Raw genomic sequence first — 26,075 nt, 5'->3', positions numbered from 1 at the left:
TCCTGCATGGGGCAGGCGGCGGATACAAGCTTAATAGGCGCTGTAGGCGCTGCGCCGCATCTCCACGGCGTCCAGGAGCATGCCGCCGGCCATGAACACGCTGCCCGTGCAGGCCAGCGCCAGCAGATGCCCGCCGGTGCCCGGATATTGCTGCATGTAGACAAAGCCCCGCTCGGTCGCGCCAAGCGCCAGGGCGTAGATTACGAGAAACGCCTCGAACTTGGTCTTGATGGTGAAGAGGCGCTTAATCCGTTCCATCTGATTCCGCCCGGCTTGTGTGCCGTCAGGGAATTAAATCGCCCGAAAGTTGCAAATGGTCAACAAGCGTTAACCATGATTGTTCGATGCGGGCGATCAGCCGGGTGTCTGCCAGATCGTCCGGCGCGATGGTTTCGGGCCAATAATCCCGGAGGATGTCGGCAATGCCGTCCAGCTTCGCCTCATCCACCAGGAAGCGGGGATCGATATTGGCAGGATCGGCCACGACGCGCAGGCGTAGGCAAGCAGGGCCGCCGCCATTGGCCATGGACTGTCGTACGTCCACGGGCACCAGTTTCCGGATCGGGCCATTGCCCGCAACCATCTGTTCCAGCCATGACCATATGGCCGGCATATCCCGCGCCTCGGTCGGCAGAATCAGCGCCATGGTGCCATCGGGCAAGGTCACAAGCTGCGCGTTGAAGATATAGCTGCGGATCGCGTCGGACAGGCTGATCGCGCTGGCGGGAACCTCTACGATCTCGACCGAAGGCAGCTTGGCGCGCAGATCGGCGTAGAAGCGCTCCTTGTCGGCAAAGGCCTGTTCATGGGTGAAGAGCACGCGCTCATTGGCGACGGCGACGACGTCATTGTGGAAGGCGCCAGCGGCGATGGCCTCTTCCGATTGCATGACGAACAATGTGCGCTCCGGATCGAGCTGGTGCAGCCGGGCGACGGCCTTGCTCGCCTCGACATGCTGGCGGGCCGGGAAGGGGCCGCCGGACTGGCCATAGACAAATATCTCCACGCCCGCTTCGCCATGGCTGTTGCATAGGCGCATATGATTGGCCGCGCCCTCATCGCCAAAGGGGGCGGGGATGGGGCCATGCACGGCAAAAGCGCTCTGGTCGGAAAAGGCGATCCGCAATTGCGCCAGGGTTTGCGGCCATTCATGGCTGCGATGCGGCATGGTGACGAGATTGGCGACGGTCAGATGCGTGCGTCCGTCCGCCGTGTCGGTTGCGGGTGAGACGGTGGCGGCATTGGCCGCCCACATGGAAGAGGCCGACATGGCGGCCGCGCGGATATGCGCCTCCGCATTGCCGACATCGGTTCCGAGCGCAGCCAGCCATGCGCCGTCGGGCCGCCATTGCGGCAGGAACAGCCCCTGTGTCAGCCCCAGGCGCAGGTTCGATCGCATCTTTTCGATCCCTTGCAACGCTGCCGCTCTGGGATAGGACACCGCTCCCGCATTGCGCGAAGAGGCCAAATTGCCGAGGCTCAAGCCCGCATAATTATGGCTGGGGCCGACCAGACCGTCGAAATTGATTTCCCTTGCCGTCATGCCCGTTCCGCCATGGTGAAATTCTGCCCCGGCTCCAGCCCCAGCAATTGCGCCGAAGCCTGATCGAGCGACATGCTGCCATCCTCCCGTTCGATGACGTAGCCATAAGTGCAGCGATAATCCGCCAGCCGCCCGGTCGCCACCAGCACTTTGTCCCCGCCCTTTTCGTGCACGGCGCCCAGCGTGACGTCGGCGGCGTGGGCGATGGTGCGCAGCGCGTTGATCTGCCCCACCATGGTCGGCCCGCCGTCGAAAATGTCGACATAGCCGGGATTGGTGAAGCCCTCCGTCTCCAGCATCCGCATCGCCGCCCGGCCATTGGGGTGCGGCATGCCGATGACGCCGCGGGCGCTGTCGGTCAACATGGCGGTGTAGATCGGCGTCTTGGGCATCAGGTCCGCGATGAACTGGTTGCCGTTCACCGCATTGAACTCGTCCGCCTCCTGAAAGCTCATGCCGAAGAAGCGCCCGGCCAGACCGTCCCAAAAGGGCGATCCGCCCGCTTCGTCGATCACGCCGCGCAACTCAGCGATGATCCGCTCCCCGAAGCGAGCGCGATGGTTGCGGATGTAGAGATAACGGCTGCGCGCCAGCAGCAGGCCCAGCCCCTCCGCCCGCTCGCGGGGATGCAGGAACAGGCCGCCCACTTCCGTCGATCCCTCCAGATCGGTGACGAGCGAGAGCATCTCGGCCCGGAAGGTCCGCGAAAGCTCCCGGCTATGCTGGGTCAGCACGCCCAGCCGATAGGAATAGAAGGGCCAGTTCTGCCCGACCGTGCTGAATATCTGGCAGGTGCCCCGGACCTGCCCGGTCTCGCTGTTTTCCAGCACCATGACGATCAGCTCGTCCTCGACGCTTTCCGTCTGGCGGGCCAGCGCCTGTTCGGTCCGTTCCAGCTTGGCGGCGAGCGCTTTGCGATCGGGCGGCAAGTTGGTGAAACCACCTCCGGTCAGCTTCGCCATCTCATAAAGGGTCTGCAAATCGTCGGCACGCGCTGTTCGCATGAAAAAACTCATGCCTTCATCCCCTTCGTGAAACGTCCTTCGGCAATCCGAAGCAGCGTCAATGCCGACAATTGTGCCCTTTCGGCCAGGCTGTCGACGATCAGATATTCCGAATCGCTGTGAATATTGCCGCCGCGCACGCCCATGGTGTCGACCACAGGCACGCCACATGCTGCGATATTATTACCGTCGCACACGCCACCCGTGTCCCGCCAGGCAATGGAAAGGCCCAGATCTGCCCCGCATTGCCGCACGAGCCCGAACAAGGCTTCCGCCTGCGCATCCATCGGCTTGGGCGGACGGCCAAAGCCGCCATGGCGGTGCAACGACACGTCATGTTCTTGTGCAACCTGCGCCATGGCGTCTTTCAGCAGGTCGTCGGCGGCCTGTTCGTCAGCCGGCGTCCTGGGCCGGAAATTGACATGCAGAACGGCATGATCGGGCACGACATTATTTGGGCCGCCGCCCTCGATCCGCGCCGGATTGCAGGAAAAGCCGTTCCCGCTGCCCGCCTTCAGCCGCAGTGCGAGATCGGCCGCCGCCAGCAGCGCGTTTCGCCCGTCCTGCGGATTGCGCCCCGCATGCGCGCTCTTGCCGGTGACGATGATGGCGAAGTTGCCGCTGCCCGCCCGCGCACCTGCCAGCGTCCCGTCGGGCAGGGCGGGTTCATAGGTGAAGGCGGCGAGCTTGCCCGCCGCAACCTTGCGCAACAGCGCAGCCGAGGAAGGACTGCCGACTTCCTCATCGCTGTTGATGATCACATCATAGCCAAGCCGCTCCGCGCCCGGCGCCGTCTCCACCGCGCATAAGGCAGCCAGCATGACGGCAAGGCCGCCCTTCATGTCGGCCACGCCCGGCCCGTTCAAGGTCGCCGGGTCGATCCACCGCAGCGCCTGAAAGGCATGATCGACCGGAAAGACCGTATCCATATGGCCGGTGAGCAGGATTTGCACGGGCGCCTCGGGCCGGACCGAGAGGCGAAGATGGCTTCCATGGGTCAAGACTCCCAAGCGCCCATCGGGCCGGACCGTCTCGACAGGGTCGGGATCGACCAGGGTCATCGCGCCCGGCAATCCGGCAAAGGCATCTGCCAGCATCGCCGCCACGGTCGCGAGGCCAGGCAGATTGCGCGACCCGCTGTTCACCGCCGCCCATTTTTCAGTCTGGGCGAGCATGGGCGCGTTTGCCGCGCTTTCCATGACGCTCCGTTCGAACGACGAAATGCCTCTCATCCTGCCGACCCTATCAGAGCGGAGACGGCGCCTCCACCCCTCGGCCCTAAAAGTCGTAGGTGAGGGTCAGGCGGCTCAACGTATCGGAATCCCGGGCCGACAGCAGCGTTTCCGATTCATATTGCACATTATAGGAAAAGGCGGCCGACCAGCGCGTCCCAACCTTCGTCACGAGCGATGTCAGCGAATTGAGCGTATAGACGTCGCTTTCCGCATAGCCCGACGCGGTCTGCTTGAAAATCAGCGTCGGCGCCAGCCGCCAGGCGAAGTCCATGGAGGCGCGGGCTCCCAATTTGGTCTCGCGCTCACCGATGATATATTTGGCGTGACGGATCGAGGGGCCGGCATCCAGCGAAAGGTCGATCGGTTTGCTGACGATCAGCTTGTAACCGATGCCGGCCGAGGCGGTGTAACGCTCGTCATAGCCGATCGATGTGTCCCGCTCGAATTGCGTCAGCCCGTAGGCGAAGCCCCGGGGGTCGAATTCATAACGCGGTTCGTAGCTCGCCGTGTAGCGTTCGCGTGACGTCACGCCATTGGCGCGCCGATAATCGATGCTGGCGGCCAGCTTGTGCGACCATTGGATGCCTGTCCGCTTGATCGCGGCGCTGGCGCTGATGCCGAGTTCGCTGGTGGAGCCGGTGGAGCGGAATCCGCCGGCTTCGACCTTTCCCGTCCACAATTCGGTAAAGCGGGCTTCCCGAATCACGGTTTCCTGCGTGGCCTTGGTCCGTTCCTTCCAACTGTTGACCATGCGCTGGATCTCGTCGGCGGAACCGGGATTGGTCTGCTTGGCGATCTTGGCGACCGTGGCGATCTCGGTCTCATTGCCGTTGGCGATCGCCGCCTCCAGCATCTCCCGCACCGATGGGGGCAGAAGCACGGGATAGTTGGCCCAGGCAGGCGTCGACAGGAGTAGGGGAAGAAGGGCCAGGCAATGAAGCATGCGCCTCCTCATACCGGCATGATCGCTGATTTTAACCCTCTTTCAGATCAAGTCCCTGAATTCCTGTAGAATATCGCGGTATAGCTTGCGTTTGAACGGCACGATCAGGTCGGGCAGGCTTTCTGGCTCGGCCCATTTCCACTCGCGAAATTCCGGGTGCGCCGTCTGGATATCGATGTCCTCGTCAGTGCCCAGAAAGCGGGCGAGGTACCAATATTGCCGCTGGCCGCGATATTTACCGCCCCACAGCTTGCCGATCAGCTCGGGCGGCAAGTCATAGAAATGCTCTTCCCGGGCCTTGGCGATGATTTCGACATGCTCGCGGATGATGCCGGTCTCCTCATTCAGTTCGCGGAGAGCGGCTGCCTTCATGTCTTCGCCGTCATCGATGCCGCCCTGCGGCATCTGCCAGGCTTCGACCGCATTATCGATCCGCTGGCCCACGAAGACCTGGCCATCCATGTTGACGAGCATGATACCGACGCAAGGCCGGTAGGCGAGTTCTGAATCATTCGGCATCGACGCCATCGTTTAGTCCCTGGTCGTTGTCTCCAGCATGCCGCCCCGGCTTTGCGCCCGGCTTGCCGCTTTGTGCAGTGCGAGAATAAGCGGCGCCACGCCGCACGTCCATGGCCGAAAATGTCCGACGCGGCGATTTGTGCAGCGCTTCGCATCAAATGGGGACAAAGGCTTGGAACCGCGCCCCGCCCATGGCATGGCCGCTTCCATGCCGAACCCCGTTCTCGTCTGGTTTCGCCAGGATCTGCGCCTTGCCGATCAGGCCGCGCTGGCCGCCGCCGTGCAGGAGGGGCCGGTGATTCCCGTCTATGTGCTGGACGATCAGGCGCCCCGTCAGTGGAAAATCGGCGGTGCATCGCGCTGGTGGCTGCATCACAGCGTCACCAGTCTGGATGAAAATCTGCGGGACAGGGGTTCCCGCCTGATTCTGAGGCAAGGCGACTGCATCGATCAGCTCACCCAAATTGCCGAGGAGACTGGAGCCCGGCGCGTTCATGCGCTGCACCATTATGAGCCATGGTGGCGCAATGCGGAAAAGGCGCTCGCCAAAAGGCTGGACCTTTGCCTGCACGATGGCGGGTTGTTGTTGCCGCCGGGTGCGGTGCGGACGGGCGGAGGAAACAGCTATCGAATCTACACGCCCTTCGCGCGCGCCGTGATGGAACAGATGCCCCCCGCTGCGCCAGCCCATGCGCCCTCGCATATAGATGCGCCTCCGCAATGGCCGAAAAGCGATTCGCTCGACGATTGGCGGCTTTTGCCGACGAAGCCGGATTGGGCCGCAGCCTTTTCCCGCGATTGGACGCCTGGCGAGGCGGGGGCACGGGCCAATGTCGCGGCATTTCTGGACAAGGCGGCGGATTATGACAGAGCGCGGAACCTGCCGTCGCAGGAGGGAAGCTCGCGCCTTTCGCCCCATCTCCATTTCGGGGAAGTGTCGCCCGCCTATGTCTGGCACCGGGTCGCCGGAGCGCCCGGCGATGCGACCACCTTCCTCAAGGAATTGATCTGGCGCGACTATGCTCACACCCAGATCTGGGCGATGCCCACTTATGGTTCCGAAAATGCGCGGGAGGCGTTCGACGCCATGCCCTGGCGCGATCTTGGAGAGGCCGGAAGCGATTTTGAGGCGTGGAAAACCGGGCGCACCGGCTATCCGATCGTCGATGCGGGGATGCGCCAGCTCTGGACGACCGGCTGGATGCACAATCGCGTCCGCATGATCGCGGCAAGTTTCCTGATCAAGCATCTGCTGATCGACTGGCGGCACGGCGCGCGCTGGTTCTGGGATACGCTGGTCGATGCAAGCTACGCCAATAACAGCGTCAACTGGCAATGGGTTGCGGGCAGCGGCGTCGATGCCAATATCTTTTCGCGTATCATGGCGCCCCTGACACAGTCGGAAAAATTCGACGCCGCCGGCTATATCAGGACATGGGTGCCGGAGCTGGCGCATCTGGACGATGATCGCATTCACGACCCCGACATTCATGGCGTGCGCCCGCCCGATTATCCGGCCAAGTGCATCGGCCACAGGGAAGGACGGGAGAGCGCACTGGCCGCCTGGCGTCACTGCAAGCCATGATTGCGATGCCGTAAACCATCGGGCAGAATGGAAAAATGAACGCCATCGAACCTCGTCGCGGCAGGGCGGCAGTGCCGGTCAGGCGCCCGCTGGATCGCCGCAGCCACGCGTGGCTGGGCCAGCTTGCGGCCCGGCAATTTCACAAGCTGCTCGACCGCATCGATCTGGGGCTGGAGAGGGGCTCCTTGCACGCCATTCTGCCCGACGGCAGCCAGCGCTTGCTCGGCTGTCGAGAACCGGGGCCGGAATGCGAGGTTCATCTGCTGCGGTGGCGGGCGCTGCTTCGCCTGATCGCTAGCGGATCGGCAGGCTGGTATAGAGCCTGGGCGCGCGGGGAGTGGACCAGTCCCGACCCGGTTCCGCTTTTCGCCCTGTTCATGGCCAATGCCGTCAGCCTGGGCAATGTCGCCCGTCCACGCGGGCCAGCCCGCTGGATCGGCCGGGTGGTGCATTGGGCGCGCCGCAACAGCCGCAAGGGTTCACGCCGCAACATCGCCTATCATTATGATCTGGGGAATGATTTTTACGGATTGTGGCTCGACCGGACCATGCATTATTCCAGCGGCCTGTTTCGCGATCCCGATGACCGGATTGAAAGTCTCGAACGGGCGCAACAAAGGAAGGTCGACGCCATTCTCGACCGGCTCGACCTGCGCGAAGGCGACTCGTTGCTGGAGATCGGCTGCGGTTGGGGCGGCCTTGCCGAGCAGGCGATGGCGCGCTGCCCGATCCATTATGACGGGCTCACGCTGTCGGTCGAGCAGGCGTACTATGCTCGTGATCGGCTGGGGTCTGGGGCGAACATCATTCTTCGGGATTATCGCGACGCCCAGGGGCAATATGACGCGATCGCGAGCGTGGAAATGGTGGAGGCGGTAGGGGAACGCTATTGGCCCGCCTATCTTGAGGCGATCGCCAGGCTGCTCAAGCCGGGAGGGAGGGCGGCGATTCAATATATATTGATCGATGACGCGATATTCGAAAGCTATGCCCGCGGGGCGGACTTCATCCAGAGCTATGTATTTCCGGGCGGCATGCTGATTTCAGAAAGCCGCTTTCGCGCCCTGGCGGAAGCCCGGAGCCTGGAATGGAGCGATGTCCACCGCTTTGGGCCGCACTATGCCGAAACGCTTCGGCGGTGGCGCGAACGCTTCGACCGGGCGATCGACAAGGGGTTGCTGCCTGCCAGCTTCGACCAGCATTTCGTCGATCTCTGGCGCTATTATCTGATGTATTGCGAAGGCGGCTTTCGCGGCGGTACGATCGATGTCGCGCAGGTTACGTTGGTGAAACCGGCTTAGAATGTCGGGAATTCAGCTTAGCCTATGGCTGTAATGGGTGGGAAGCGGACTTTCAGTTTCCGTTCGCCCTGAGCTTGTCGAAGGATCTTGCTGAGCGAAGGCGAAGCATGGGAGCCTCGCTCCGCCCGAACGGATATCTCTCGTCAGCAATTGGCCAATTCCAGCCACGACCGAATCCCGAACGCCTAATCGATACGCGTCCGGTATCCGTCGGGCGTATCCGCAATCGCCAGATCGACAATAGCGCGTCCCACAATAGCCGGATCCTTGAGCGCCGTCGGATCTTCGCCGGGAAAAGCGCGCGCGCGCATCGCCGTACGCGTGGCGCCTGGATCGACGATATGGGTACGAATGGCGGAAATATTCTTCACTTCCTCGCCATAGGCGCCGACCAGCGTTTCCAGCGCCGCTTTCGAAGCCCCATAAGCGCCCCAATAAGCCCGCGGCTTTGCGCCGACCGAGGAGGTGATGGCCACAACCCGCGCATCGCCACTCGCCCGGAGCATGCCGTCAAAGGCGGCGATCAAGGCTTGGGGCGCGGCTATGTTCAGCGTCAGCAAACGAGCGAATTCCTTCGCGTCGATGGCTGGAACCGAAGCGAGGCTGCCCAGCGTCGCCGCATTGAGAACCAATATGTCGAGCGCCTGCCAGCGGCCTGAAATGGCTTGCGCCAATCGCCCGACACTTTCGCCGTCGATCAGGTCCAGTGGCGCTATGGTCGCGCTGCCGCCGGCCTGATGGATGCGATCCTCTACCTCTTCCAGCCCGCCGTTGGTCCGGGCGGTAAGGATGACATGCGCGCCAGCGGCGGCCAGCGCTTCTGCCGTGGCGGCGCCGATACCGCGGCTCGCTCCGGTGACGAGAGCAAGCTTACCGGAAAGGGGCTGGCCGGAAAGAGGCTGAGTCGACATGGAATATCCCTCATCAGGGTCAGGAAGAGACGGGCCGGAAGCTGCAAAGCGTCAGGCCCGTCCATGTAGCGAAATAAAAGGGGTTCAGACCACCCGTTCGGCCAGCAATTCGAGCTGGTTCTGCACCACGACCTCGTCCTGGTCGGTCAGGGTCGTGGGATAATCGCCGGTGAAGCAGGCATCGCAATATTGCGGCCGGATGTCCGCGCGCTTGGCTTCACCCAGCGCCTTGTACAGGCCATCGATCGAGATGAAGGACAGGCTGTCGGCGTGGATGAAATCCTGCATCCCGCCAATGTCCAGCCGATGCGCCAGCAGCTTGGTCCGCTCCGGCGTGTCGACGCCATAGAAGCAGCTATGTTTGGTCGGCGGGCTGGCTATGCGCATATGCACCTCCTTGGCGCCCGCTTCGCGCATCATCTGCACGATCTTGAGCGAGGTGGTGCCGCGCACGATCGAATCGTCGATCAGGACGATACGCTTGCCCTCGATCAAAGCGCGGTTGGCATTATGCTTCAGCTTCACGCCCAGATGGCGGACCTTGTCGCCCGGCTGGATGAAGGTGCGGCCGATATAGTGCGAGCGGATGATGCCCAGTTCGAAGGGAATGCCCGACTGCTGAGCATAGCCGATCGCCGCCGGAACGCCGCTGTCGGGTACCGGGATGACATAGTCCGCCTCGACCGGATTTTCGATGGCAAGCTGCGCGCCGATCGCCTTGCGGACGGAATAGACGCTGGAGCCGTCGACGACCGAATCGGGACGGCTGAAATAGACATGCTCGAAAATGCAGGGGCGCGCGTGCGTCTCGCCAAAGGGGCGGTGGCTGCGCACTTCGCCGTCATGGGTGACGATGACCAGTTCGCCCGGATCGATCGAGCGGACATGCTCCGCGCCCACCACGTCGAAGGCGACGGTTTCGGAAGCGAAGATGATCGAATCGCCCAGCTTGCCCATCACGAGGGGGCGAATGCCCAACGGATCGCGGCAGGCGACCATGCCCTCGGGCGTCATGACGATCAGCGAATAGGCGCCCTCGACCTGCTTCAGCGCATCGATGAATTTGTCGAGCAGCGTCCGGTAGGTCGAGGTGGCGACCAGATGGATGATGACCTCCGTATCGGAGGTCGACTGGAAGATCGATCCGCGGCGGATCAGCTCCCGGCGCAGCTTCATGGCATTGGAAATATTGCCGTTATGCGCGACGGCGAAACCGCCCGAGCTTAGCTCTGCGTAAAGCGGCTGGACATTGCGCAGCGACGTTTCGCCAGTGGTCGAATAGCGGACATGGCCGCAGGCCGCGCCGCCGGGAAGAGCCCGAATCACTTCGTCGCGATCGAAATTGCCAGCCACATGCCCCATCGCCCTATGGGTGTGGAAATCATGGCCGTCCCAACTGGTGATGCCCGCGGCTTCCTGGCCGCGATGCTGGAGCGCATGAAGGCCAAGAGCGACCATGGCGGATGCGGTTTCAGCGTTGAAAACGCCGAAAATGCCGCATTCCTCACGCAGTTTGTCGTCGTCGAACGGGTTCGTCGTAAACATGGGTTTTTGATGGTCCATTGCCAATCCTGTCCGCACTCATCAGGGCGGCTTTTGCGCGCATATAGTGCGTCAGGGACGGTTTGTCGCCTGTCTGTCACAAAAAAGGGGACATGGCCGGGGCCAATCGCGATTTTCCGGCGACTTAAATTGGGAAAAAGGTCTACTGGCCTTGAGGCATTTGGAAAGCTAATAGCCTCTTCTCATGCATCGTTTCGCCAATCCTGCACGCTTCCTCAAAATTGCCCGGCCGCTGACGGTCTGGCTGTTCTGGCCGGGGCTGATTTTGCTGCTGACCGGGGCTGGCTGCGGCCTGTTCCTGACACCGGCGGATTATCTTCAGGGCGATACGGTGCGGATCCTCTATATCCATGTTCCCGCCGCCTGGCTGGGCATGGGGGGATGGACCGGCATCGCCATCGCCGCGCTGATGCAACTGGTCTGGCGCCATCCGCTTGCCGCCGTGGCGGGGCGGGCCATTGCCGTGCCGGGAGCCTTTTTCACCGCGATCTGCCTCATCACCGGATCGATCTGGGGGCGTCCGACCTGGGGCACCTGGTGGGAATGGGACGGGCGCATGACCTCCATGCTGGTGCTGTTGTTCCTCTATCTCGGCTATATCGCGCTCGCCAATGCCAGCGCGCGCCAGGGCAGCGGCGGGGTCAGTCCGGTCACCGCCATTTTCGGACTGGTCGGAGCGATCAACATCCCGATCATCAACCGCTCTGTGGTGTGGTGGAACAGCCTGCATCAAGGCCCCAGCATCACCCTGCGCGGGTCGAGCATCGATACGGCGCTGCTCTGGCCGCTGGGTTTCACCCTGCTTGGATTTACCTTGCTTTTCGCCGCGATCGTGCTGATGCGCATGCGCGCCATATTGGCGCAGAACAAGATCGAAGCGCGGATGCAGCGGCTTGCTCGGGGATAATGGATGAATCAGTGGGCTTTCGTCATCGGCGCCTATGCGCTGACCTTGTTGGGTACCGGCCTCATCAGCCTGCTCAGTTGGCGCGCGATGCGCGGCGCTGAAAGCAAGGCAACGGCGGACCGCGCATGAAGGCGAAGCATCAAAGACTGATCCTGGCCGTGGTGGCATTGGCCGCGCTGATCGGCGCGGGCCTGCTGGCGGCGTCCGCGCTCAAGGACGAGGCGGCTTATTTCTACGCCCCCAATGACGTGAAGACCAAGGGCGTCGAGCCGGGCAAGGCGATCCGGCTGGGCGGCATGGTGGTTAAGGGCAGCTTCAAGCGGGCGAGCGACGGCGTCACCATCCATTTCGTCGTCACCGACGGCAAGGCGACCGTACCTGCCAGTTTCAGGGGCATTGCCCCTGATCTCTTTCGCGAAGGTTCGGGCGTGGTGGCGGAGGGGGCGTTCGATGCAGGCGGCACCTTCCAGGCCACCAATTTGCTGGCCAAACATGATGAGCGCTACATGCCGCGTGAGCTGGAAGGCATGAGCTATGATGAGAAGACCCACAAGATGAAGGCGGATCAGTGAAGCGGAGCAGGCATGATCGCTGAGGCTGGCCTTGCCGCATTATGGCTTGCCGCGTCGCTGGCCCTGCTTCAGTTGGCATTGGCGGCGATCGGCCTTGCCGGAGGCAAGAGCGAACTGCTGGGCGCGGTGCGGCCCGTGGCGGTGGCGCAGGGGGTGCTGACGGCGATGGCCTTTGCCCTGCTGATCACGCTGTTCCTGCGATCCGACATGTCGGTCCTGCTCGTCGTCACCAACAGCCATTCGATGAAGCCCTGGCTCTACAAATTCGCCGGAACCTGGGGCAATCATGAAGGGTCGATGCTGCTCTGGGTAACGGTGATGGGCGTGGCGGGCGCCGCCGTCGCCCTGTTCGAGCGGGCGTTGCGGCGCGAAACGCACATGGCGACGCTGGGCGGGCAGGCGGCGATCAGCCTCGGTTTCTACGCTTTCCTGCTTTTCGCCTCCAATCCCTTTGCTCGCATCGATCCGCCGGCAGCGGACGGGCAGGGGCTCAATCCGCTGTTGCAGGATCCGGGCCTCGCCTTCCATCCGCCGACGCTTTACCTCGGCTATGTTGGCCTGTCCGTTGCCTTTTCCTTCGCCGTGGGCGCGCTGCTGACCCGGCAGGTGGACGCCGCCTTCGCGCGCGCCATGCGGCCCTGGGTTCTGGGCGCGTGGATATTGCTGACGCTCGGCATCACGGCGGGCAGCTATTGGGCCTATTATGAGCTGGGCTGGGGCGGTTGGTGGTTCTGGGACCCGGTGGAAAATGCTTCGCTCATGCCTTGGCTGGCGGCGACTGCGTTGCTGCATAGCGTGACCGTGCTGGCGACGCGAGACGCCTTGCGCGCATGGACGGTGATGCTGGCGGTGATTGCTTTTTCCATGTCGATGGTCGGCACTTTCCTGGTCCGGTCGGGCATTTTGACCAGCGTCCATGCCTTTGCCGTCGATCCGGAGCGCGGCACTTTCATTCTGGCGCTGCTCGGCATCTACATCGGCGGCGCGCTGGCGCTGTTCGGCTGGCGCGTCGGCGCGGTTCGTGAGGGCGCGCCGTTCGAGTTGGTCAGCCGGGAAACCATGCTGGTCGTCAACAATCTGCTGCTCTCGGTGATATTGGGGCTGGTGCTGATCGGCACGCTCTATCCGCTGCTGACCGAAGCCTTTGGCCATAAGGTGTCGGTCGGCGCGCCCTATTTCGACCGCATCGCAGGCCCGGTCGCGCTAACGTTGATGCTCGTCATGATCCTCGGCCCCCTGACCCGCTGGCGGCGTGACCGGATGCGGGAAGTGACCCGGCGCATGATGGTCCCGCTGGCGGTGGGAATATTGGTCTTTCTCGCATTGGCGGTATTGGCCTGGGGGCGGATCGGCATATTGCCCTTCCTTGGTCTGGTGATCGCTCTGGCGGTCGCCGTGGGAAGTGTCGCGCCGCTCTGGAAGCGCAATCTGCGCCGGACGCCGCTCTTCACCTGGGGCATGGTGATCGCTCATTTGGGCTGCGCGGTCAGCCTGGCTGGCATGGCCTGCGATTCGGCCTTTACGGTGGAAAAGCTGGTGGCGGCACGCCCCGGCGACACGGTGGAGACGGCGGGCTGGACGCTCCGTTTCAAGCAGATATTACCGATCGCGGGCGACAATTGGACCGCGCTCCAGGCCGATATGGAAGCGAGCCGCGATGGAGGCGAACCTGTCCTGCTGCATCCCCAGTCACGCTTCTTCGCCTCTCCGCCGACGACCACGACCGAAGCCGCGCTGCTGACGCGCTGGAACGGCCAGCTCTACGTCGTGCTGGGACAAGAGGCAGATGAGGGCCGCTGGCAGCTCCGCATCTGGTGGAAGCCGTTCGTGACGCTGATCTGGTTTGGCGGCTTCCTGATCGCGCTGGGCGGCGCGCTGGCGATGGTCGGGCGGGAGCGGCGCGGCTGGCTGCTCAAATGGCGCATGCGGAAGGCCATGGAGGCCGTCGCATGAGGAAGCTGCTCATCTGGCTGCCGCTGGCGCTGTTCCTCGGCTTTTTCGGGTTGTTCGCGAGCGGGCTGCTGCGTCCCGACGACCGGATTATCAGCTCGAAACTGGTGGGCAAATCGCTGCCCGCCTTCGTCCTGCCCGCCGCCGCGAGCGATCGGCCTCCGCTCGCAAGCACAGAGCTCGCAAGCGGCAAGCCGCGCCTGCTCAATATCTTCGCGAGCTGGTGTGTTCCCTGCGCGGCTGAAGCGCCGCAATTGCTGGCGCTCAAGCAGGCAGGCGTGGAAATCGACGCCATAGCCATCCGCGATGCGCGACCCGATGTCGACGCCTTCCTCAAGCGCTACGGCAATCCCTATGCCCACATCGGCCTGGATGCGCGGAGCGAGGTGCAGATCGCGCTGGGTTCGTCCGGCGTTCCCGAAAGCTTCATCATCGACGGAAAGGGCCGCATCGCCTATCAGCATGTGGGCGACATTCGCGAGGATGACGTGCCGATGATCCTCGACCGGTTGAGGAGCGCGCAATGAAGATGGTGGTAGCCTTGCTGGCGCTGATGCTGAGCGTCCCTGTCTTCGCACAGTCCGCTCTGCCCCCCGCGCCCTATGCCGACCGCCAGATCGAAGACCCGGCGCTGGAGAAAAAGGCGCGGACGCTCATGGAAACGATCCGCTGCCTCACCTGTCAGAGCCAGTCGATAGCCGACAGCAATGCCAGCATGGCCGGTGACCTGCGCTCGCAGATCCGTGAACGTATCATGGCGGGCGAGCAGCCCGAACATATCCGCGCCTGGCTGATCGAGCGCTATGGCGACTGGGTGAGCTATGAGCCGACAGCCGAACCGATCCTCTGGCCGCTTTGGGCCGCGCCGCTGGTTCTGCTGGGGCTGGGACTGCTGCTGCTGCGCGGGCGGATCAAGCGGTGGAGGCGGTCATGACCGGTTGGATCATCGCCGCCGCATTGGTGATCATGGTGAGCGTGGCGCTTGTAGCGATCGGCCGGATTCCGCGCCCGGCCTGGGAGATCACGGCCGCTGCCCTGCTGCTGGGCCTTGCTGGCTACGCCTGGCAGGGGAAACCGGGATTGGCGGGCTCGCCCCGACAAGCGGCGGACAAAGGCGGCGCGGCCTTTGACGAGAAGCTTGCCGAACAGCGCCGGGGCCTTGCCGAGCGCTATGGCAAGGCGGGCCAGTGGCTGATGTTGTCGGATGGCCTCGGGCGTCAGGGGAAGACGAAGGAAGCGGCTAATGTGCTGCTGTCCGGTCTTCGCGAAACGCCCGACGATCCCAATCTGTGGCTGGGATTCGGCAATGCGTTGGTGGCGCATGCAGGCGGGGTGCTGTCCCCATCGGCCGATTTCGCGTACCGCCGCGCCATGGCGATCGATCCCGAAGGTCCGGCGCCGCGCTATTTCTACGGTCTGGCGCTTGCCCGTGCGGGGCAACTCAAGGAGGCTCGTGCGCTCTGGGCGCCGCTTGCCGTTAGCGCGCCCGAGGGCAGCGAGGTCAAGAAGGAACTCGAAAGCAACATCGCGCGTATCGACGCCATGCTTGGGTCTGGGCTTGGGCCTGACAGCCGATAAGCGATCAAAGCCGCAGCGGCATCATTGCCACCACTCTGGAGCCATGATAGGGCGCGGCGGTTTGCGGGGGCTATGAAATGGCAAGACGGTCGCTTCCCCGTTCGGGTGTCCAAAGATCATGACAATTCGGCATTTTCTCCATGGCTGACGGGATCACTGGCGGCGCCGTGCGCGCCGATGACGAAAGCGCCCATGATCACGGCCATGCGGGACAGAAGGCGACGCTGAAGCTGGTCGTCGGCGCGATCGGGATCGTGTTCGGCGATATCGGCACCAGCCCGCTTTACGCATTCCGGGAAACCTTTGCCGGGCATCATCATCTGGACCTCGATCCGGACCATATATTGGGCGTCATCAGCCTGATGTTCTGGTCGATGATGCTGGTCGTGACCCTCAAATATGTCACCGTCATCATGCGCGCCGACAATAAGGGGGAGGGGGGCAGCCTTGCCCTGCTGGCGCTGATCAACGGCCAGACCAAGACGCAGCGATGGTCGCGGGGGATCGTATTGCTGGGCGTGTTCGCGACATCGCTTTTCTATGGCGACTCGATGATCACGCCCGCCGTTTCGGTGCTGTCGGCGGTCGAGGGGCTGGCGGTCTATAATAGCAACCTCGCCCCGCTGATCCTGCCGGCGGCGATCATCATTCTGCTGGGCCTGTTCTGGATACAGGGATTGGGGACGAATCGCGTCGCTTCGCTGTTCGGCCCGATCATGCTGTTCTATTTCCTGACGATCGCGGTTCTTGGCATTATCAGCATCGCCAAGACGCCCGGCATTCTCTACGCGTTCAACCCTTATTGGGCCGTCATGTTCTTCGTGACCGATCCGCTCCCCGCCTTTCTCGCTTTGGGCGCGATCGTGCTGGCGGTGACGGGTGCCGAAGCGCTCTACGCCGATATGGGCCATTTCGGACGCAGCCCGATCCGGGTGTCGTGGCTGACCTTCGTCCTGCCCGCGCTGATGATGAACTATATGGGGCAGGGCGCGCTGCTGTTTCGCGAGGGCGCTTCGGCCCTGCACAGCCCCTTTTATTATCTGGCGCCGCAATGGGCCCAATTGCCGCTAGTCGGCCTTGCGACGCTGGCGGCGATCATCGCCAGCCAGGCGGTGATCTCCGGCGCCTTCTCCGTCACGCAGCAGGCGATCCAGCTCGGCTTCATGCCGCGCTTGCGGATCGCCCATACCAGCGCGTCGACCGCAGGGCAGATTTACATTCCCCTGATCAACTGGGGACTCATGATCATGGTGATCCTGCTGGTGCTGGTGTTCCAGACGTCATCTAACCTGACCGCAGCCTATGGCATCGCCGTCACGGGTGCGATGTTCATCGACAATGTGCTGCTCACCGTGTTGCTTTACCGCCTGTGGAAGTGGCGCTGGTATTATTCCGCGCCCTTGCTGTCGGTGCTGTTCCTGGTGGATGGCGCCTATCTGGCCGCGAATCTCACGAAGGTGCCCGCCGGCGGCTGGTTCCCGCTGCTGATCGGCTTCGTGATCTTCACGCTGCTCACCACCTGGTCGCGGGGACGCCGGCTGGTGCAGGACCGGCTGCGCGAAGCGGCCATGCCGATCCCTGTCTTCGTCGCGTCCGCCGCGAACAGCGCCGTCCGCGTGCCTGGCACGGCGGTTTTCATGACCTCGACGCCCGACGGCGTTCCGCATGCGCTGCTGCACAATCTCAAGCATAACAAAGTCTTGCATGAGCGCGTCATCCTGTTGACCGTCAAGATCAAGGATGTGCCCGTTGTCGAGGATGACGGGCGTTGCAGACTGGAAGATCTGGGCCGCGGTTTCTTCCGCCTGGTCCTGCAATATGGCTTCATGCAGGAGCCTGATGTTCCCGCCGCGCTCAAAAATGTGACAGGTTGCGGCCAGGCGTTCAGGATGATGGACACCAGCTTCTTCCTCGCGCGGCAGACTCTGCTGCCGTCCGCCAAGCCGGGTATGCCGCTCTGGCGTGAGAAGATTTTCGCCTGGATGCTGCGTAACGCGGAAAGCGCGATGGAATTCTTCCGGTTGCCGACCAATCGCGTGGTCGAACTGGGCAGTCAGGTTGAGATCTGATCTAGAAAAACGGGGCGCGGCAGGATCGCCGCGCCCCGTTTTTAAGTGAAGCGGATCAGGCAGCGTCGCGGTCGCCGTTGATCTCCACAAGCTGGCCACCGTTGATCGCGATCTTCTTCGGCTTCATCGCCTCGGGAACTTCGCGCACCAGTTCGATCGTCAGCAGACCGTCGGCCAAATCGGCCTTTTCCACCCGCACGAAATCAGCGAGTTCGAAACGGCGTTCGAAGCTGCGATTGGCGATGCCGACATGCAGGAAATGGGAGCGGGCGCCTCCCTGCGCTTCATCCTTCCGTCCAGTCACCTGAAGCAGGTTCTGCTGGGCAGTGATGTCGATCTCATCGGCGCGGAATCCCGCCACGGCGAGCGTGACGCGATAGCGATCTTCGGAAAGCCGTTCGATGTTGAACGGGGGATAATTGTCGCCTTGGCTCAACCGTGCATTGTTTTCAATCAGGTCGAACAGACGGTCGAAACCCACGGTCGAGCGGCGATAGGGGGTCAGGTCAAAACCACGCATTGTCATAATCTCCCAAAGAGCAAAATGAACATGCCGGACCCAGGACAAGGCATCCGGCGGAACCATGTCCAACCCCGTATGGCGGTTGGACGCATTCGATATGGTTCGACGGAAGTGCGTTTCAAGAGCTATTGAAATGCGAATATGGCGCGGGCGATGGCCCAAATAAAAAGTACCCGGGCCATGTTTCCACGACCCGGGTACTAATGGACGATTGCTCGTCTCCCCCTTGGCCTGCCTCAACCGCTTCTTAGCCCCCTAAGCTCGAAGCGGGATGCAGTATCCCTGAACCACGGCCATTTACCTGTGCTTCGAGGCCTTTGCTATGGGCAGAGCGGGCCGCTGTCACGGGCTATTTCCGGGCATTGTAATTTTCCCCAGACGGCTGTGGCTCCCATGCAACAATCGGCAATGCTTGCCGTCGGTCGAGAGCGTGCTAGACGGGCTGCCCTATCCCAATCGAGAGGCCGTCCGCGCCATCATGATTCTATCCCGATACGAACGCATGATTGCCAAGCGTTACCTGCTGCCCGGCAAGGGGGAGGGATTTATCTTCCTGGTCGCCGGCATCAGCCTGGTGGCGGTGATGCTGGGGGTGGCGGCGCTCATCATCGTGATGAGCGTGATGAACGGCTTCCGCGCCGAACTGTTCGACAAGATCGTGGGCCTCAACGGCCATGCCGTCGTTCAAGGCTATGGCGGGCGCCTGCCGGACTGGAAGGCGGTGCTGAAGGAGGCGAAGGCGACGCCCGGCGTGACCAGCGCCACGCCGCTGATCGAGCAGCCCTTGCTCGGCAGCTTCCAGGGCCGGGTGGAAGCGGTGCTGGTACGCGGCATGATCGTGAACGACATTCGCAACAATGCGACGCTAAAGGCAAAGGTCGTCGCAGGCAGCCTGAACGCGCTGACACCTAATGGCGGCAAGGTGGCGCTCGGCTCGCGCCTGGCGGAAAATCTGGGCATCCAGTTGGGCGACAGCATCACCATCATCAATCCGGCGGGCCGGTCGACGCCCTTCGGCACTGTTCCGCGACAGGTTTCCTATCAGGTTGCCGCCATCTTCGAAGTCGGCATCTATGATTATGACAAGGCGTTCGTGGTCATGCCCATGGAAGACGCACAGACCTTGTTGCTGCTGGGCGACGTGGTCGGCATGATCGAGGTCGAGACCGTGAACGCCGACCGGGTCGCCGCGATATTGGAGCCGCTGGCCGGCAAGGTCGCAGGGCGCGCCGTCGTGACGGACTGGCGTCAGATGAACGCGTCCCTGTTCGAAGCACTGGCGGTGGAACGGGTCGCGATGTTCGTGGTGCTGTCGATCATCGTGCTGGTGGCGGTGTTCAACATCCTCTCGTCGCTGATCATGCTGGTGCGCGCAAAGACCCGCGATATCGCGATTTTGCGCACCATGGGGGCGAGCCGCGTAGGCCTGGTGAAGATATTCATGACCGTGGGTGTGACGATCGGGTCGCTCGGTATGGCGGCGGGCATGGCGCTGGGCTTCACCTTCCTGTTCTTCCGTCAGAGCGTGGTGAACGCGATCCAGTTCCTGACCGGGCAGAATCTGTGGGATCCCTCGATCCGCTTCCTTACCGAATTGCCGGCCAAGCCCGATCCGGTGGAGATCGCGATCATCTGCCTGATGGCGCTGATCTTCAGCTTCCTGGCGACGCTCTATCCCGCGTTCAAGGCCGCCAATACCGATCCCGTGCAGGTGCTGCGCTATGAATGAGATATTGAAGGTCGGCGGCCTCAAACGCAGCTTCACTCAGGGCGGCATCACCATAGAGGTTCTGCGCGGCATCGATCTGGCGGTAGCGCAGGGGGAGATCGTGGCGTTGCTCGGTCCTTCGGGATCGGGGAAATCGACATTGCTACAGGCGGTCGGGCTGCTGGAGGGCGGCTTCGACGGATCGATCCGCATAGGTGGCGAAGAAGCGGCGAAGCTCGACAATGACGGGCGGACGCGGTTGCGCCGTGACGCGCTCGGTTTCGTCTACCAGTTTCATCATCTGCTGCCCGACTTCAATGCGGCGGAGAATGTCATATTGCCGCAGGTGATACGTGACGCCGACATGGCGACGGCCCGCGCCCGCGCTGAATCGCTGCTGGGATCATTGGGGTTGGGGCATCGCCTTGAACACCGGCCGAGCCAGTTGTCCGGCGGCGAACAGCAGCGCGTGGCTGTGGCGCGGGCGCTCGCCAACCGGCCCGCTCTCGTTCTGGCGGACGAGCCGACCGGCAATCTGGACGAGCGGACCGCCGATGTCGTGCTGGCGGAGTTCCTGCGGCTGGTGCGGGAGGAAGGCTCCGCCGCGCTGGTGGCGACGCATAATGAACGGCTGGCCCAGAAGATGGACCGGGTGGTCCGCCTTCACGAAGGCCTGCTGGAGGAAGGTTCAGGCCGGATGTGACGCCGCATCCCGGACCGTCGCGATGACGATCTGGTTGCGCCCTTGATTTTTCGCCCGAAGCAGCGCGGCATCGGCTGTCCGGACCAGCCTTTCCGCCCGGCCATGGTCAGGAAAGACGGCAAGGCCGAAGGATGCGGTGATCGGCCCCAATTCCTCGCCCCGATGGTCGACGCGCAGATCCTGCAATTTCTGTTGCACCTGAATGGCCCGGTCGATCGCCTGATCCTGTGCGAAGCCCGGCATGAGCAGCACGAACTCCTCGCCGCCCAGGCGGAAAGCGCAATCCTTTTCGCGCAGCGCTTCGTTCAGTACCCCGCCCACGGCGCGCAGCACCGCGTCGCCAGCATCATGGCCGTGCGTGTCGTTGAACCGCTTGAAATGGTCGATGTCCACCATCAGGCAGGCCAGCGGCGTCATCGCGCTTTCGGCACGAATCACCTGCTCCTTGTATACCGTGTCGAAGCGGCGCCTGTTGGCAAGGCCGGTCAGCGGATCGGCCATCGCCATCTGCCGCAGCACGTCGCGCAACCGCAGATTGGCAAGCGCCAGGCTGATATTCTCGGCCAGCATCTCCAGATATCGTTCGGTGCGGCTGATCTGATCGGCGGTCCCGTCATCAGGCTGCTCGACATAGAGTAGGCCGATGCTCTCCCCCTGTGCCGTCAGCGGTATGCAGATGGTGGGAGACAGGACGTTTCCGGCCAGATGCTCGCAGGGAATGTCGACCAGTTCGCCGGTCGGTTTATGGATTTGCCCGCGCCGCAGCGCCCAACAAGCCGTCGGCGCGAATTCCTCGCCCGACTGCCGGGGCGACAGCCAGTCGCACGCCTGCACCATCGCATTGCGGCGGGTGTCGTGGATATAAAGCCGCCCGGCAAAACCGGGCGCGATTTCAGGCGCGAAACGCCGGACGACCTCGACAAGATCGCCTATGCTGTCGCATCCTTGCAGGCGCTGCGTCATGCGCGAAAGCTGGTCGCGCGTGATCCGGTCCGTATCCCGTTCCTGTTCCAGCCTTTGCCTTTCCAGCCCGTTTTCCCGGAAAATGCGGACGGCCTGGGCCATGTCGCCAATTTCGTCCACCTGGGGGAAGTCGGGCGGCACGGCAGCGAAATCCTGCGCGGCCAGCCGCGTCACGACATCGCTCAACCGCACCACCGGGCGCAGGATGCGCTGCTTCAGGATGAAATAGAGGACGCACAGGAACAGCAGGGCGGTCGCGCCCAGCATGATTTCCGACATGAAGCGCCATTGCCGTGCCGATTCGGTCGCCTGCCGGACGGTGTTTTCCGTTCGTTGATCCAATATATATTGGAACTTGCCGATCTGAGCGGCGATGCGATCAAGTTCCCGGCCATATTCGTCACCGAACAGGATCTTGCGCGCGGTTTCCTGATCGCCTTTTTCGGCGGCGTTGATGGCCGCTTCCTGCTCATCGGTCAGTCCATCGGCCCAGTGCAGCCCTTGTTGCAGGGCCGCGAGTTCGCTGACGCTGGCTCCCCGATCGCGCAGATGGAGAATTCTCTGTTCGACAGAGCGGAGCGTCGCCTTTTCCCGGCGATAGGCGATGACATGCGAAGGATCGCCTGTGATCGCATAGGCCCGCGCCTGTTCGGTCTGGCGGTAGGTGTCTTCCTCCAGCGTGGCGGTCATCTGATCGAAGGCGGCCCGCTGTTCGACGGCGGCCCGTTCTTTCTCTTCCGTGCTGGACGCCATGAGCATGACGGCGCCCGATGCCAGTGTCAGGGCCACGGTGGCGCCATAGGCGTAGTTGGTGATGGTGGATAAGCGCATAATCCTTTCAAGCTAAGCCCAAAGTCTTGGAGAGACGTTAATCGGCGGTCGTTCGCGGTGCAATTTTACCCACGACTTTCTTGGCCTGGGGGCTGGTGCCGAATCGGTGGGAGTGCCTAGATGGGCGCATGCCTCATGCCGGTTTTGTCCCCCTTCGCGTTTTTTCTTCCTTCACCATGCTGGAAGGGGCGATCGACCCCAAGAAGATCGCGAAACAGGCCAAGGCGCTGGGCTTTCCCGCTGCCGCCATCACGGATCGGAACGGCCTCTACGGTTCCATGGCCTTTTCCGACGCCTGCAAGGGGGAGGGGGTGCAGCCGGTCATCGGCGCGATGGTCGGCATAGCCCGGCCCGACCGCCCGGCCAATGCGGCGCCCGTGCACGACTGGCTCGCCCTCTATGCGCAGGATTCAACGGGCTACGACAATCTTTGCGCACTGGTTTCGATGGCGCATCTCGACCGCCCGGTCGAGGAAGTGCCGCATATCAGCATGGATAGTCTGGAAGGCCGCACCGATGGCCTGATCGCGCTGACGGCGGGGGGCGAGGGTGCGCTGGGGCGTCTGTTCGCGGAGGATCAGCCCGCCGCGGCGCTCGCCTATGCGAAGCGGCTTGAGGCTCTGTTCCCCGGCAGGCTCTATATTGAGATATGCCGCCGTCTGGACCCGGTCGAGGGCAAGGCGGAGCCGGAACTGCTCGAACTTGCCTATGCCCGCGACCTGCCCTTGGTGGCGACCAACCCAACCTGCTTTGCCGAGCCGCATTTTCATGAGGCGCATGACGTGATGCTCTGCATTGCCGACAGCGCCTATGTCGAGACGCCTGACCGGCGAACCAGCTCGCCCGACGCCTGGATGAAACCGGCGGCGGAAATGAAGCGGTTGTTCGAGGATCTGCCCGAAGCGCTGGCCAACACGCTGGTGGTGGCGCAGCGCTGCGCCGTGGCCGCGCCCAAGCGTAAGCCTATCCTCCCAAGCCTTGCCGGCGATATCGAGGGCGAGGCGAAGATGCTGCGCGAGCAGGCGAGAGACGGGCTGGAAGCGCGGCTGGCCAAGGCGGGCATCACCGGCGAGGAAGCGCGCAAGCCCTATTTCGACAGGCTGCAATTCGAAACCGACATCATCATCCAGATGGGCTTTCCCGGCTATTTCCTGATCGTTGCCGACTTCATCAAATGGGCGAAGGATCATGACATTCCGGTGGGGCCGGGCCGTGGTTCGGGCGCTGGATCGGTCGTCGCCTGGGCGCTGACGATCACCGATCTCGATCCGTTGCAACTGGGGCTGCTGTTCGAACGCTTCCTGAACCCGGAACGCGTGTCGATGCCGGACTTCGACATCGACTTCTGCGAAACCCGGCGCGGCGAAGTGATCCGCTACGTCCAGCAGAAATATGGCGCGGATCATGTCGCGCAGATCATCACCTTCGGTAAGTTGAAGGCCCGCGCCGTGCTGAAGGACACCGGCCGCGTTCTGCAGATGAGCTATGGGCAGGTCGATCGCCTTGCCAAGCTGGTGCCCAACCATCCGACCGATCCCTGGACGCTGGAACGGTCCCTGAACGGCGTGGCAGAATTCAGGGCGGAATATGACAATGATGCGCAGGTCAAGCGCCTGATCGATTATGCGATGAAGCTGGAAGGCTTTCCGCGCCACAGTTCCACCCACGCGGCGGGCGTGGTGATCGGGGACCGGCCGCTGTCGCAACTGGTGCCGCTCTATCGCGATCCCCGGTCCGACATGCCGGTGACGCAGTTCGACATGAAATATGTCGAAGGCGCGGGGCTGGTGAAGTTCGACTTCCTCGGCCTCAAGACGTTGTCGGTGTTGCAGAAGGCGGTGCAACTGCTCGCCGGGCGGAGTGTGGAGATCGACCTCAATTCGCTCGGCTGGGACGATCCGGCGGTCTATGAACTGTTGCAGCGCGGTGACACTGTGGGCGTGTTCCAGTTGGAATCCGAAGGCATGCGCAAGACGCTGGCCGCCGTGCGTCCGACCAATTTTGGCGACATCATCGCGCTGGTGTCGCTTTATCGCCCCGGCCCGATGGACAATATTCCGATGTTCGGACGTCGCAAGAACGGTCAGGAAGAGATTGAATATCCTCATATTCTCCTGAAACCTATCCTCGAAGAGACTTACGGCATCTTCGTCTATCAGGAACAGGTGATGCAGGCCGCGCAGATATTGGCGGGCTATTCGCTGGGAGACGCCGACCTTTTGCGCCGCGCCATGGGCAAGAAGATCAAGGCGGAGATGGACGCCCAGCGCGCCCGCTTCGTCGATGGCTGTGCGAAGAGCGACATCGCGGCGGGCAAGGCGAACGAACTGTTCGACTTGATCGACAAGTTCGCCGGCTATGGCTTCAACAAATCGCACGCGGCGGCCTATGCCCTGCTCGCCTATCAGACGGCGTGGTTGAAGGCGCATTATCCGGCGGAATTCTACGCCGCGTCCATGGCGTTCGATATTCACCTGACCGACAAGCTGACGGTGTTCGTGGACGACATGCGCCGCATGGGCCTGGCTTGTCTGGCGCCTGACATCAATCGCAGCCTGGCGGATTTTTCGGTCGAGACGATCGAGCGGGAAGGCGACGATCGGCGCCTCAGCTTTGCCGTGCGCTACGCACTTGGCGGCCTGAAAGGCGTTGGCGAGAAAGCGATGGAGCAACTGGTCGCGGAGCGCGATGCGGGCGGCCCGTTCAAGTCGCTGGACGATTTTGCCGACCGGATCGAACCGCGCCTGCTCAATCGGCGGCAGTTGGAAAGTCTGGCGGCGGCAGGTGCCTTTGACGGCGTGCATGCCGACCGGGCCGGGGTTCATGCAGCGGTCGAAACGATCCTCAGCGTGGCATCCAGCGCTGCGGAGGCGCGAGAAAGTGGGCAGGGCGGCTTGTTCGGGGATGTTGAAACGCCGCATGCCGATGTTCGCATTCCGCCGCATCAGACCTGGTCGACGGTGGACCGCATGGCGCAGGAGAAGGACGCATTCGGCTTCTATTTTTCCGCGCATCCGGTCGATCGCTACCGACATCTGGCCGAAGCGCGGGGCGCGAAAAGCTATGGCGCGATTTGCACTGAACCTGTTGCTGAGGGCGGCCGGGCCAATGGCGTGATGGCAGCCATGGTCGAAGATGTGCGATGGCGCGAAACCAAGCGTGGCGCCCGCTACGCCGCCGCCACTTTCTCCGACAGCAGCGGCCAGTTTCAGGCGAGTTGCTTCGATGAGGATGCCTGCAAAGCCATCGAGGACATGGCCCGCGAAGGCGATTGCGCTTTGCTGATGGTGGAGCTGGATCGGCTGCCGGGCGAGGAAACGCCGCGTGTGACGATCCGCGGCGTCGAGCCTTTCCGTCAACTGGCCAATAATTCCCGCATGGAGTTGGTCGTCGATGTCAGCGATGCAGTGGCGATCGATGCTCTGGCGCAACTATTGACGCGCGCAAGGGGAGGGCGGAGCGAAGTGTTCCTTCGGGCGCCGGTGGGTGGCGGCAAGGCAGCGCGGTTGTTCCTGGGCGACGATTATCTGATCGGCGCGGATCAGGTGGACAGCATCGCGACGATAGCAGGTCTGCACATCGGCTATTTTGAACGGATGGAAGCGAAGGCCGACGGTTATCGCGCGCGCAACCGGCGGTCCGGGCTGCGGTTGGTGGCGGGGTGACA

The 26,075-nt window shown here is 62.9% G+C and carries 23 protein-coding genes; 13 read left to right on the top strand and 10 right to left on the bottom strand.

The window, feature by feature from the left end; translation table 11 throughout:
- Positions 1-30 precede the first annotated feature (30 nt).
- The 6 genes from HHL26_RS10015 to HHL26_RS09990 are packed head-to-tail and all read right to left on the bottom strand — an operon-like array spanning position 31 to position 5,253.
- Positions 31-258: a hypothetical protein gene (locus tag HHL26_RS10015; protein WP_066557959.1), complete on the bottom strand. Its 228-nt coding sequence runs from the start codon at positions 256-258 to the stop codon at positions 31-33.
- A gap of 25 nt (positions 259-283) precedes the next feature.
- On the bottom strand, positions 284-1,543 hold the full coding sequence (locus HHL26_RS10010) for an N-succinylarginine dihydrolase (RefSeq protein ID WP_066557957.1): 1,260 nt from the start codon (positions 1,541-1,543) through the stop codon (positions 284-286).
- Complete coding sequence (locus HHL26_RS10005) at positions 1,540-2,559, bottom strand: arginine N-succinyltransferase (protein ID WP_066557954.1); 1,020 nt, start codon at positions 2,557-2,559, stop codon at positions 1,540-1,542. The genes HHL26_RS10010 and HHL26_RS10005 overlap by 4 nt, the downstream gene beginning before the upstream one ends.
- Positions 2,556-3,779: a hydrolase gene (locus HHL26_RS10000; protein WP_066557951.1), complete on the bottom strand. Its 1,224-nt coding sequence runs from the start codon at positions 3,777-3,779 to the stop codon at positions 2,556-2,558. Before HHL26_RS10000 ends, HHL26_RS10005 begins: the two co-directional genes overlap by 4 nt.
- Before the next feature lie 46 nt (positions 3,780-3,825).
- A complete protein-coding gene (locus HHL26_RS09995; protein ID WP_066557948.1) occupies positions 3,826-4,725 on the bottom strand; it encodes a DUF481 domain-containing protein in 900 nt (299 codons plus the stop codon).
- A 42-nt stretch (positions 4,726-4,767) separates the two neighbouring features.
- A complete protein-coding gene (locus HHL26_RS09990) occupies positions 4,768-5,253 on the bottom strand; it encodes an RNA pyrophosphohydrolase (RefSeq protein WP_066557946.1) in 486 nt (161 codons plus the stop codon).
- A gap of 199 nt (positions 5,254-5,452) precedes the next feature.
- Here HHL26_RS09990 and HHL26_RS09985 point away from each other — a divergent pair, with 199 nt between their 5' ends.
- Both HHL26_RS09985 and HHL26_RS09980 read left to right on the top strand, forming a co-directional pair.
- Entirely contained in the window at positions 5,453-6,829 is a 1,377-nt protein-coding gene (locus tag HHL26_RS09985; protein ID WP_066561767.1) for a deoxyribodipyrimidine photo-lyase, read from the top strand.
- A 35-nt stretch (positions 6,830-6,864) separates the two neighbouring features.
- Positions 6,865-8,130: a cyclopropane-fatty-acyl-phospholipid synthase family protein gene (locus HHL26_RS09980; RefSeq protein WP_066557944.1), complete on the top strand. Its 1,266-nt coding sequence runs from the start codon at positions 6,865-6,867 to the stop codon at positions 8,128-8,130.
- A 185-nt stretch (positions 8,131-8,315) separates the two neighbouring features.
- On the opposite strand, the gene HHL26_RS09975 is transcribed toward HHL26_RS09980, so the two are convergent.
- Both HHL26_RS09975 and purF read right to left on the bottom strand, forming a co-directional pair.
- Positions 8,316-9,041 (bottom strand): SDR family NAD(P)-dependent oxidoreductase, encoded by a 726-nt coding sequence (locus tag HHL26_RS09975; RefSeq protein WP_066557935.1) that lies wholly within the window; start codon positions 9,039-9,041, stop codon positions 8,316-8,318.
- A gap of 84 nt (positions 9,042-9,125) precedes the next feature.
- The gene (purF, locus tag HHL26_RS09970) at positions 9,126-10,604 is read right to left on the bottom strand and encodes an amidophosphoribosyltransferase (RefSeq protein ID WP_066557927.1); all 1,479 of its coding nucleotides are present in this window, start codon (positions 10,602-10,604) and stop codon (positions 9,126-9,128) included.
- Between the two features lie 184 nt (positions 10,605-10,788).
- Between purF and ccmC the strand changes: the two genes are divergently transcribed.
- The 8 genes from ccmC to HHL26_RS09935 all read left to right on the top strand — a co-directional run bounded on the left by ccmC (position 10,789) and on the right by HHL26_RS09935 (position 17,680).
- Positions 10,789-11,511 (top strand): heme ABC transporter permease CcmC, encoded by a 723-nt coding sequence (gene ccmC / locus HHL26_RS09965; protein WP_066557925.1) that lies wholly within the window; start codon positions 10,789-10,791, stop codon positions 11,509-11,511.
- 3 nt (positions 11,512-11,514) lie between these two features.
- Positions 11,515-11,640, top strand: a complete 126-nt coding sequence (locus HHL26_RS24490) for a hypothetical protein (protein ID WP_254911672.1) — start codon at positions 11,515-11,517, stop codon at positions 11,638-11,640.
- Entirely contained in the window at positions 11,637-12,083 is a 447-nt protein-coding gene (gene ccmE / locus HHL26_RS09960) for a cytochrome c maturation protein CcmE (protein ID WP_066557923.1), read from the top strand. The genes HHL26_RS24490 and ccmE overlap by 4 nt, the downstream gene beginning before the upstream one ends.
- A 12-nt stretch (positions 12,084-12,095) precedes the next feature.
- A complete protein-coding gene (locus HHL26_RS09955; protein ID WP_066557922.1) occupies positions 12,096-14,036 on the top strand; it encodes a heme lyase CcmF/NrfE family subunit in 1,941 nt (646 codons plus the stop codon).
- Complete coding sequence (locus tag HHL26_RS09950) at positions 14,033-14,560, top strand: redoxin family protein (RefSeq protein WP_197672712.1); 528 nt, start codon at positions 14,033-14,035, stop codon at positions 14,558-14,560. The genes HHL26_RS09955 and HHL26_RS09950 overlap by 4 nt, the downstream gene beginning before the upstream one ends.
- Complete coding sequence (locus HHL26_RS09945; RefSeq protein WP_066557918.1) at positions 14,557-14,967, top strand: cytochrome c-type biogenesis protein; 411 nt, start codon at positions 14,557-14,559, stop codon at positions 14,965-14,967. Before HHL26_RS09950 ends, HHL26_RS09945 begins: the two co-directional genes overlap by 4 nt.
- Positions 14,964-15,611: a cytochrome C biosynthesis protein gene (locus HHL26_RS09940; RefSeq protein ID WP_066557916.1), complete on the top strand. Its 648-nt coding sequence runs from the start codon at positions 14,964-14,966 to the stop codon at positions 15,609-15,611. Before HHL26_RS09945 ends, HHL26_RS09940 begins: the two co-directional genes overlap by 4 nt.
- Positions 15,612-15,751: 140 nt before the next feature.
- Positions 15,752-17,680: a potassium transporter Kup gene (locus tag HHL26_RS09935; RefSeq protein ID WP_066557914.1), complete on the top strand. Its 1,929-nt coding sequence runs from the start codon at positions 15,752-15,754 to the stop codon at positions 17,678-17,680.
- A gap of 55 nt (positions 17,681-17,735) precedes the next feature.
- Here HHL26_RS09935 and HHL26_RS09930 read toward each other — a convergent pair whose 3' ends face one another.
- A complete protein-coding gene (locus HHL26_RS09930) occupies positions 17,736-18,200 on the bottom strand; it encodes an Hsp20 family protein (protein ID WP_066557912.1) in 465 nt (154 codons plus the stop codon).
- A 481-nt stretch (positions 18,201-18,681) separates the two neighbouring features.
- Between HHL26_RS09930 and HHL26_RS09925 the strand changes: the two genes are divergently transcribed.
- Positions 18,682-19,932 (top strand): lipoprotein-releasing ABC transporter permease subunit, encoded by a 1,251-nt coding sequence (locus tag HHL26_RS09925; protein WP_066561765.1) that lies wholly within the window; start codon positions 18,682-18,684, stop codon positions 19,930-19,932.
- Positions 19,925-20,614 carry an ABC transporter ATP-binding protein gene (locus HHL26_RS09920; protein ID WP_066557910.1) on the top strand — a complete coding sequence of 230 codons (690 nt, stop codon included), beginning with the start codon at positions 19,925-19,927 and terminating at the stop codon, positions 20,612-20,614. The genes HHL26_RS09925 and HHL26_RS09920 overlap by 8 nt, the downstream gene beginning before the upstream one ends.
- Here the strand turns inward: HHL26_RS09920 and HHL26_RS09915 are convergent.
- Positions 20,600-22,408, bottom strand: a complete 1,809-nt coding sequence (locus tag HHL26_RS09915) for a diguanylate cyclase (RefSeq protein WP_066557908.1) — start codon at positions 22,406-22,408, stop codon at positions 20,600-20,602. The two genes, HHL26_RS09920 and HHL26_RS09915, sit on opposite strands and share 15 nt — an antisense overlap.
- 128 nt (positions 22,409-22,536) lie before the next feature.
- Here HHL26_RS09915 and dnaE point away from each other — a divergent pair, with 128 nt between their 5' ends.
- The gene (gene dnaE / locus HHL26_RS09910) at positions 22,537-26,073 is read left to right on the top strand and encodes a DNA polymerase III subunit alpha (RefSeq protein ID WP_066557907.1); all 3,537 of its coding nucleotides are present in this window, start codon (positions 22,537-22,539) and stop codon (positions 26,071-26,073) included.
- Positions 26,074-26,075: the final 2 nt, after the last annotated feature.

The organism is Sphingobium sp. TB-6 (genome assembly GCF_012927365.1).
GTDB lineage: Bacteria > Pseudomonadota > Alphaproteobacteria > Sphingomonadales > Sphingomonadaceae > Sphingobium.
The sequence above is the reverse complement of the archived record's forward strand: the minus strand, read 5'-3'. Positions and strand labels throughout refer to the sequence as shown.

Coding starts and splice junctions, on each gene's coding strand:
- HHL26_RS10015 (WP_066557959.1), bottom strand. CDS start 258: ATGGAACGGATTAAGCGCCTCTTCACCATCAAGACCAAGTTCGAGGCG.
- HHL26_RS10010 (WP_066557957.1), bottom strand. CDS start 1,543: ATGACGGCAAGGGAAATCAATTTCGACGGTCTGGTCGGCCCCAGCCAT.
- HHL26_RS10005 (WP_066557954.1), bottom strand. CDS start 2,559: ATGAGTTTTTTCATGCGAACAGCGCGTGCCGACGATTTGCAGACCCTT.
- HHL26_RS10000 (WP_066557951.1), bottom strand. CDS start 3,779: ATGAGAGGCATTTCGTCGTTCGAACGGAGCGTCATGGAAAGCGCGGCA.
- HHL26_RS09995 (WP_066557948.1), bottom strand. CDS start 4,725: ATGCTTCATTGCCTGGCCCTTCTTCCCCTACTCCTGTCGACGCCTGCC.
- HHL26_RS09990 (WP_066557946.1), bottom strand. CDS start 5,253: ATGGCGTCGATGCCGAATGATTCAGAACTCGCCTACCGGCCTTGCGTC.
- HHL26_RS09985 (WP_066561767.1), top strand. CDS start 5,453: ATGCCGAACCCCGTTCTCGTCTGGTTTCGCCAGGATCTGCGCCTTGCC.
- HHL26_RS09980 (WP_066557944.1), top strand. CDS start 6,865: ATGAACGCCATCGAACCTCGTCGCGGCAGGGCGGCAGTGCCGGTCAGG.
- HHL26_RS09975 (WP_066557935.1), bottom strand. CDS start 9,041: ATGTCGACTCAGCCTCTTTCCGGCCAGCCCCTTTCCGGTAAGCTTGCT.
- purF (WP_066557927.1), bottom strand. CDS start 10,604: ATGGACCATCAAAAACCCATGTTTACGACGAACCCGTTCGACGACGAC.
- ccmC (WP_066557925.1), top strand. CDS start 10,789: ATGCATCGTTTCGCCAATCCTGCACGCTTCCTCAAAATTGCCCGGCCG.
- HHL26_RS24490 (WP_254911672.1), top strand. CDS start 11,515: ATGAATCAGTGGGCTTTCGTCATCGGCGCCTATGCGCTGACCTTGTTG.
- ccmE (WP_066557923.1), top strand. CDS start 11,637: ATGAAGGCGAAGCATCAAAGACTGATCCTGGCCGTGGTGGCATTGGCC.
- HHL26_RS09955 (WP_066557922.1), top strand. CDS start 12,096: ATGATCGCTGAGGCTGGCCTTGCCGCATTATGGCTTGCCGCGTCGCTG.
- HHL26_RS09950 (WP_197672712.1), top strand. CDS start 14,033: ATGAGGAAGCTGCTCATCTGGCTGCCGCTGGCGCTGTTCCTCGGCTTT.
- HHL26_RS09945 (WP_066557918.1), top strand. CDS start 14,557: ATGAAGATGGTGGTAGCCTTGCTGGCGCTGATGCTGAGCGTCCCTGTC.
- HHL26_RS09940 (WP_066557916.1), top strand. CDS start 14,964: ATGACCGGTTGGATCATCGCCGCCGCATTGGTGATCATGGTGAGCGTG.
- HHL26_RS09935 (WP_066557914.1), top strand. CDS start 15,752: ATGGCTGACGGGATCACTGGCGGCGCCGTGCGCGCCGATGACGAAAGC.
- HHL26_RS09930 (WP_066557912.1), bottom strand. CDS start 18,200: ATGCGTGGTTTTGACCTGACCCCCTATCGCCGCTCGACCGTGGGTTTC.
- HHL26_RS09925 (WP_066561765.1), top strand. CDS start 18,682: ATGATTCTATCCCGATACGAACGCATGATTGCCAAGCGTTACCTGCTG.
- HHL26_RS09920 (WP_066557910.1), top strand. CDS start 19,925: ATGAATGAGATATTGAAGGTCGGCGGCCTCAAACGCAGCTTCACTCAG.
- HHL26_RS09915 (WP_066557908.1), bottom strand. CDS start 22,408: ATGCGCTTATCCACCATCACCAACTACGCCTATGGCGCCACCGTGGCC.
- dnaE (WP_066557907.1), top strand. CDS start 22,537: ATGCCTCATGCCGGTTTTGTCCCCCTTCGCGTTTTTTCTTCCTTCACC.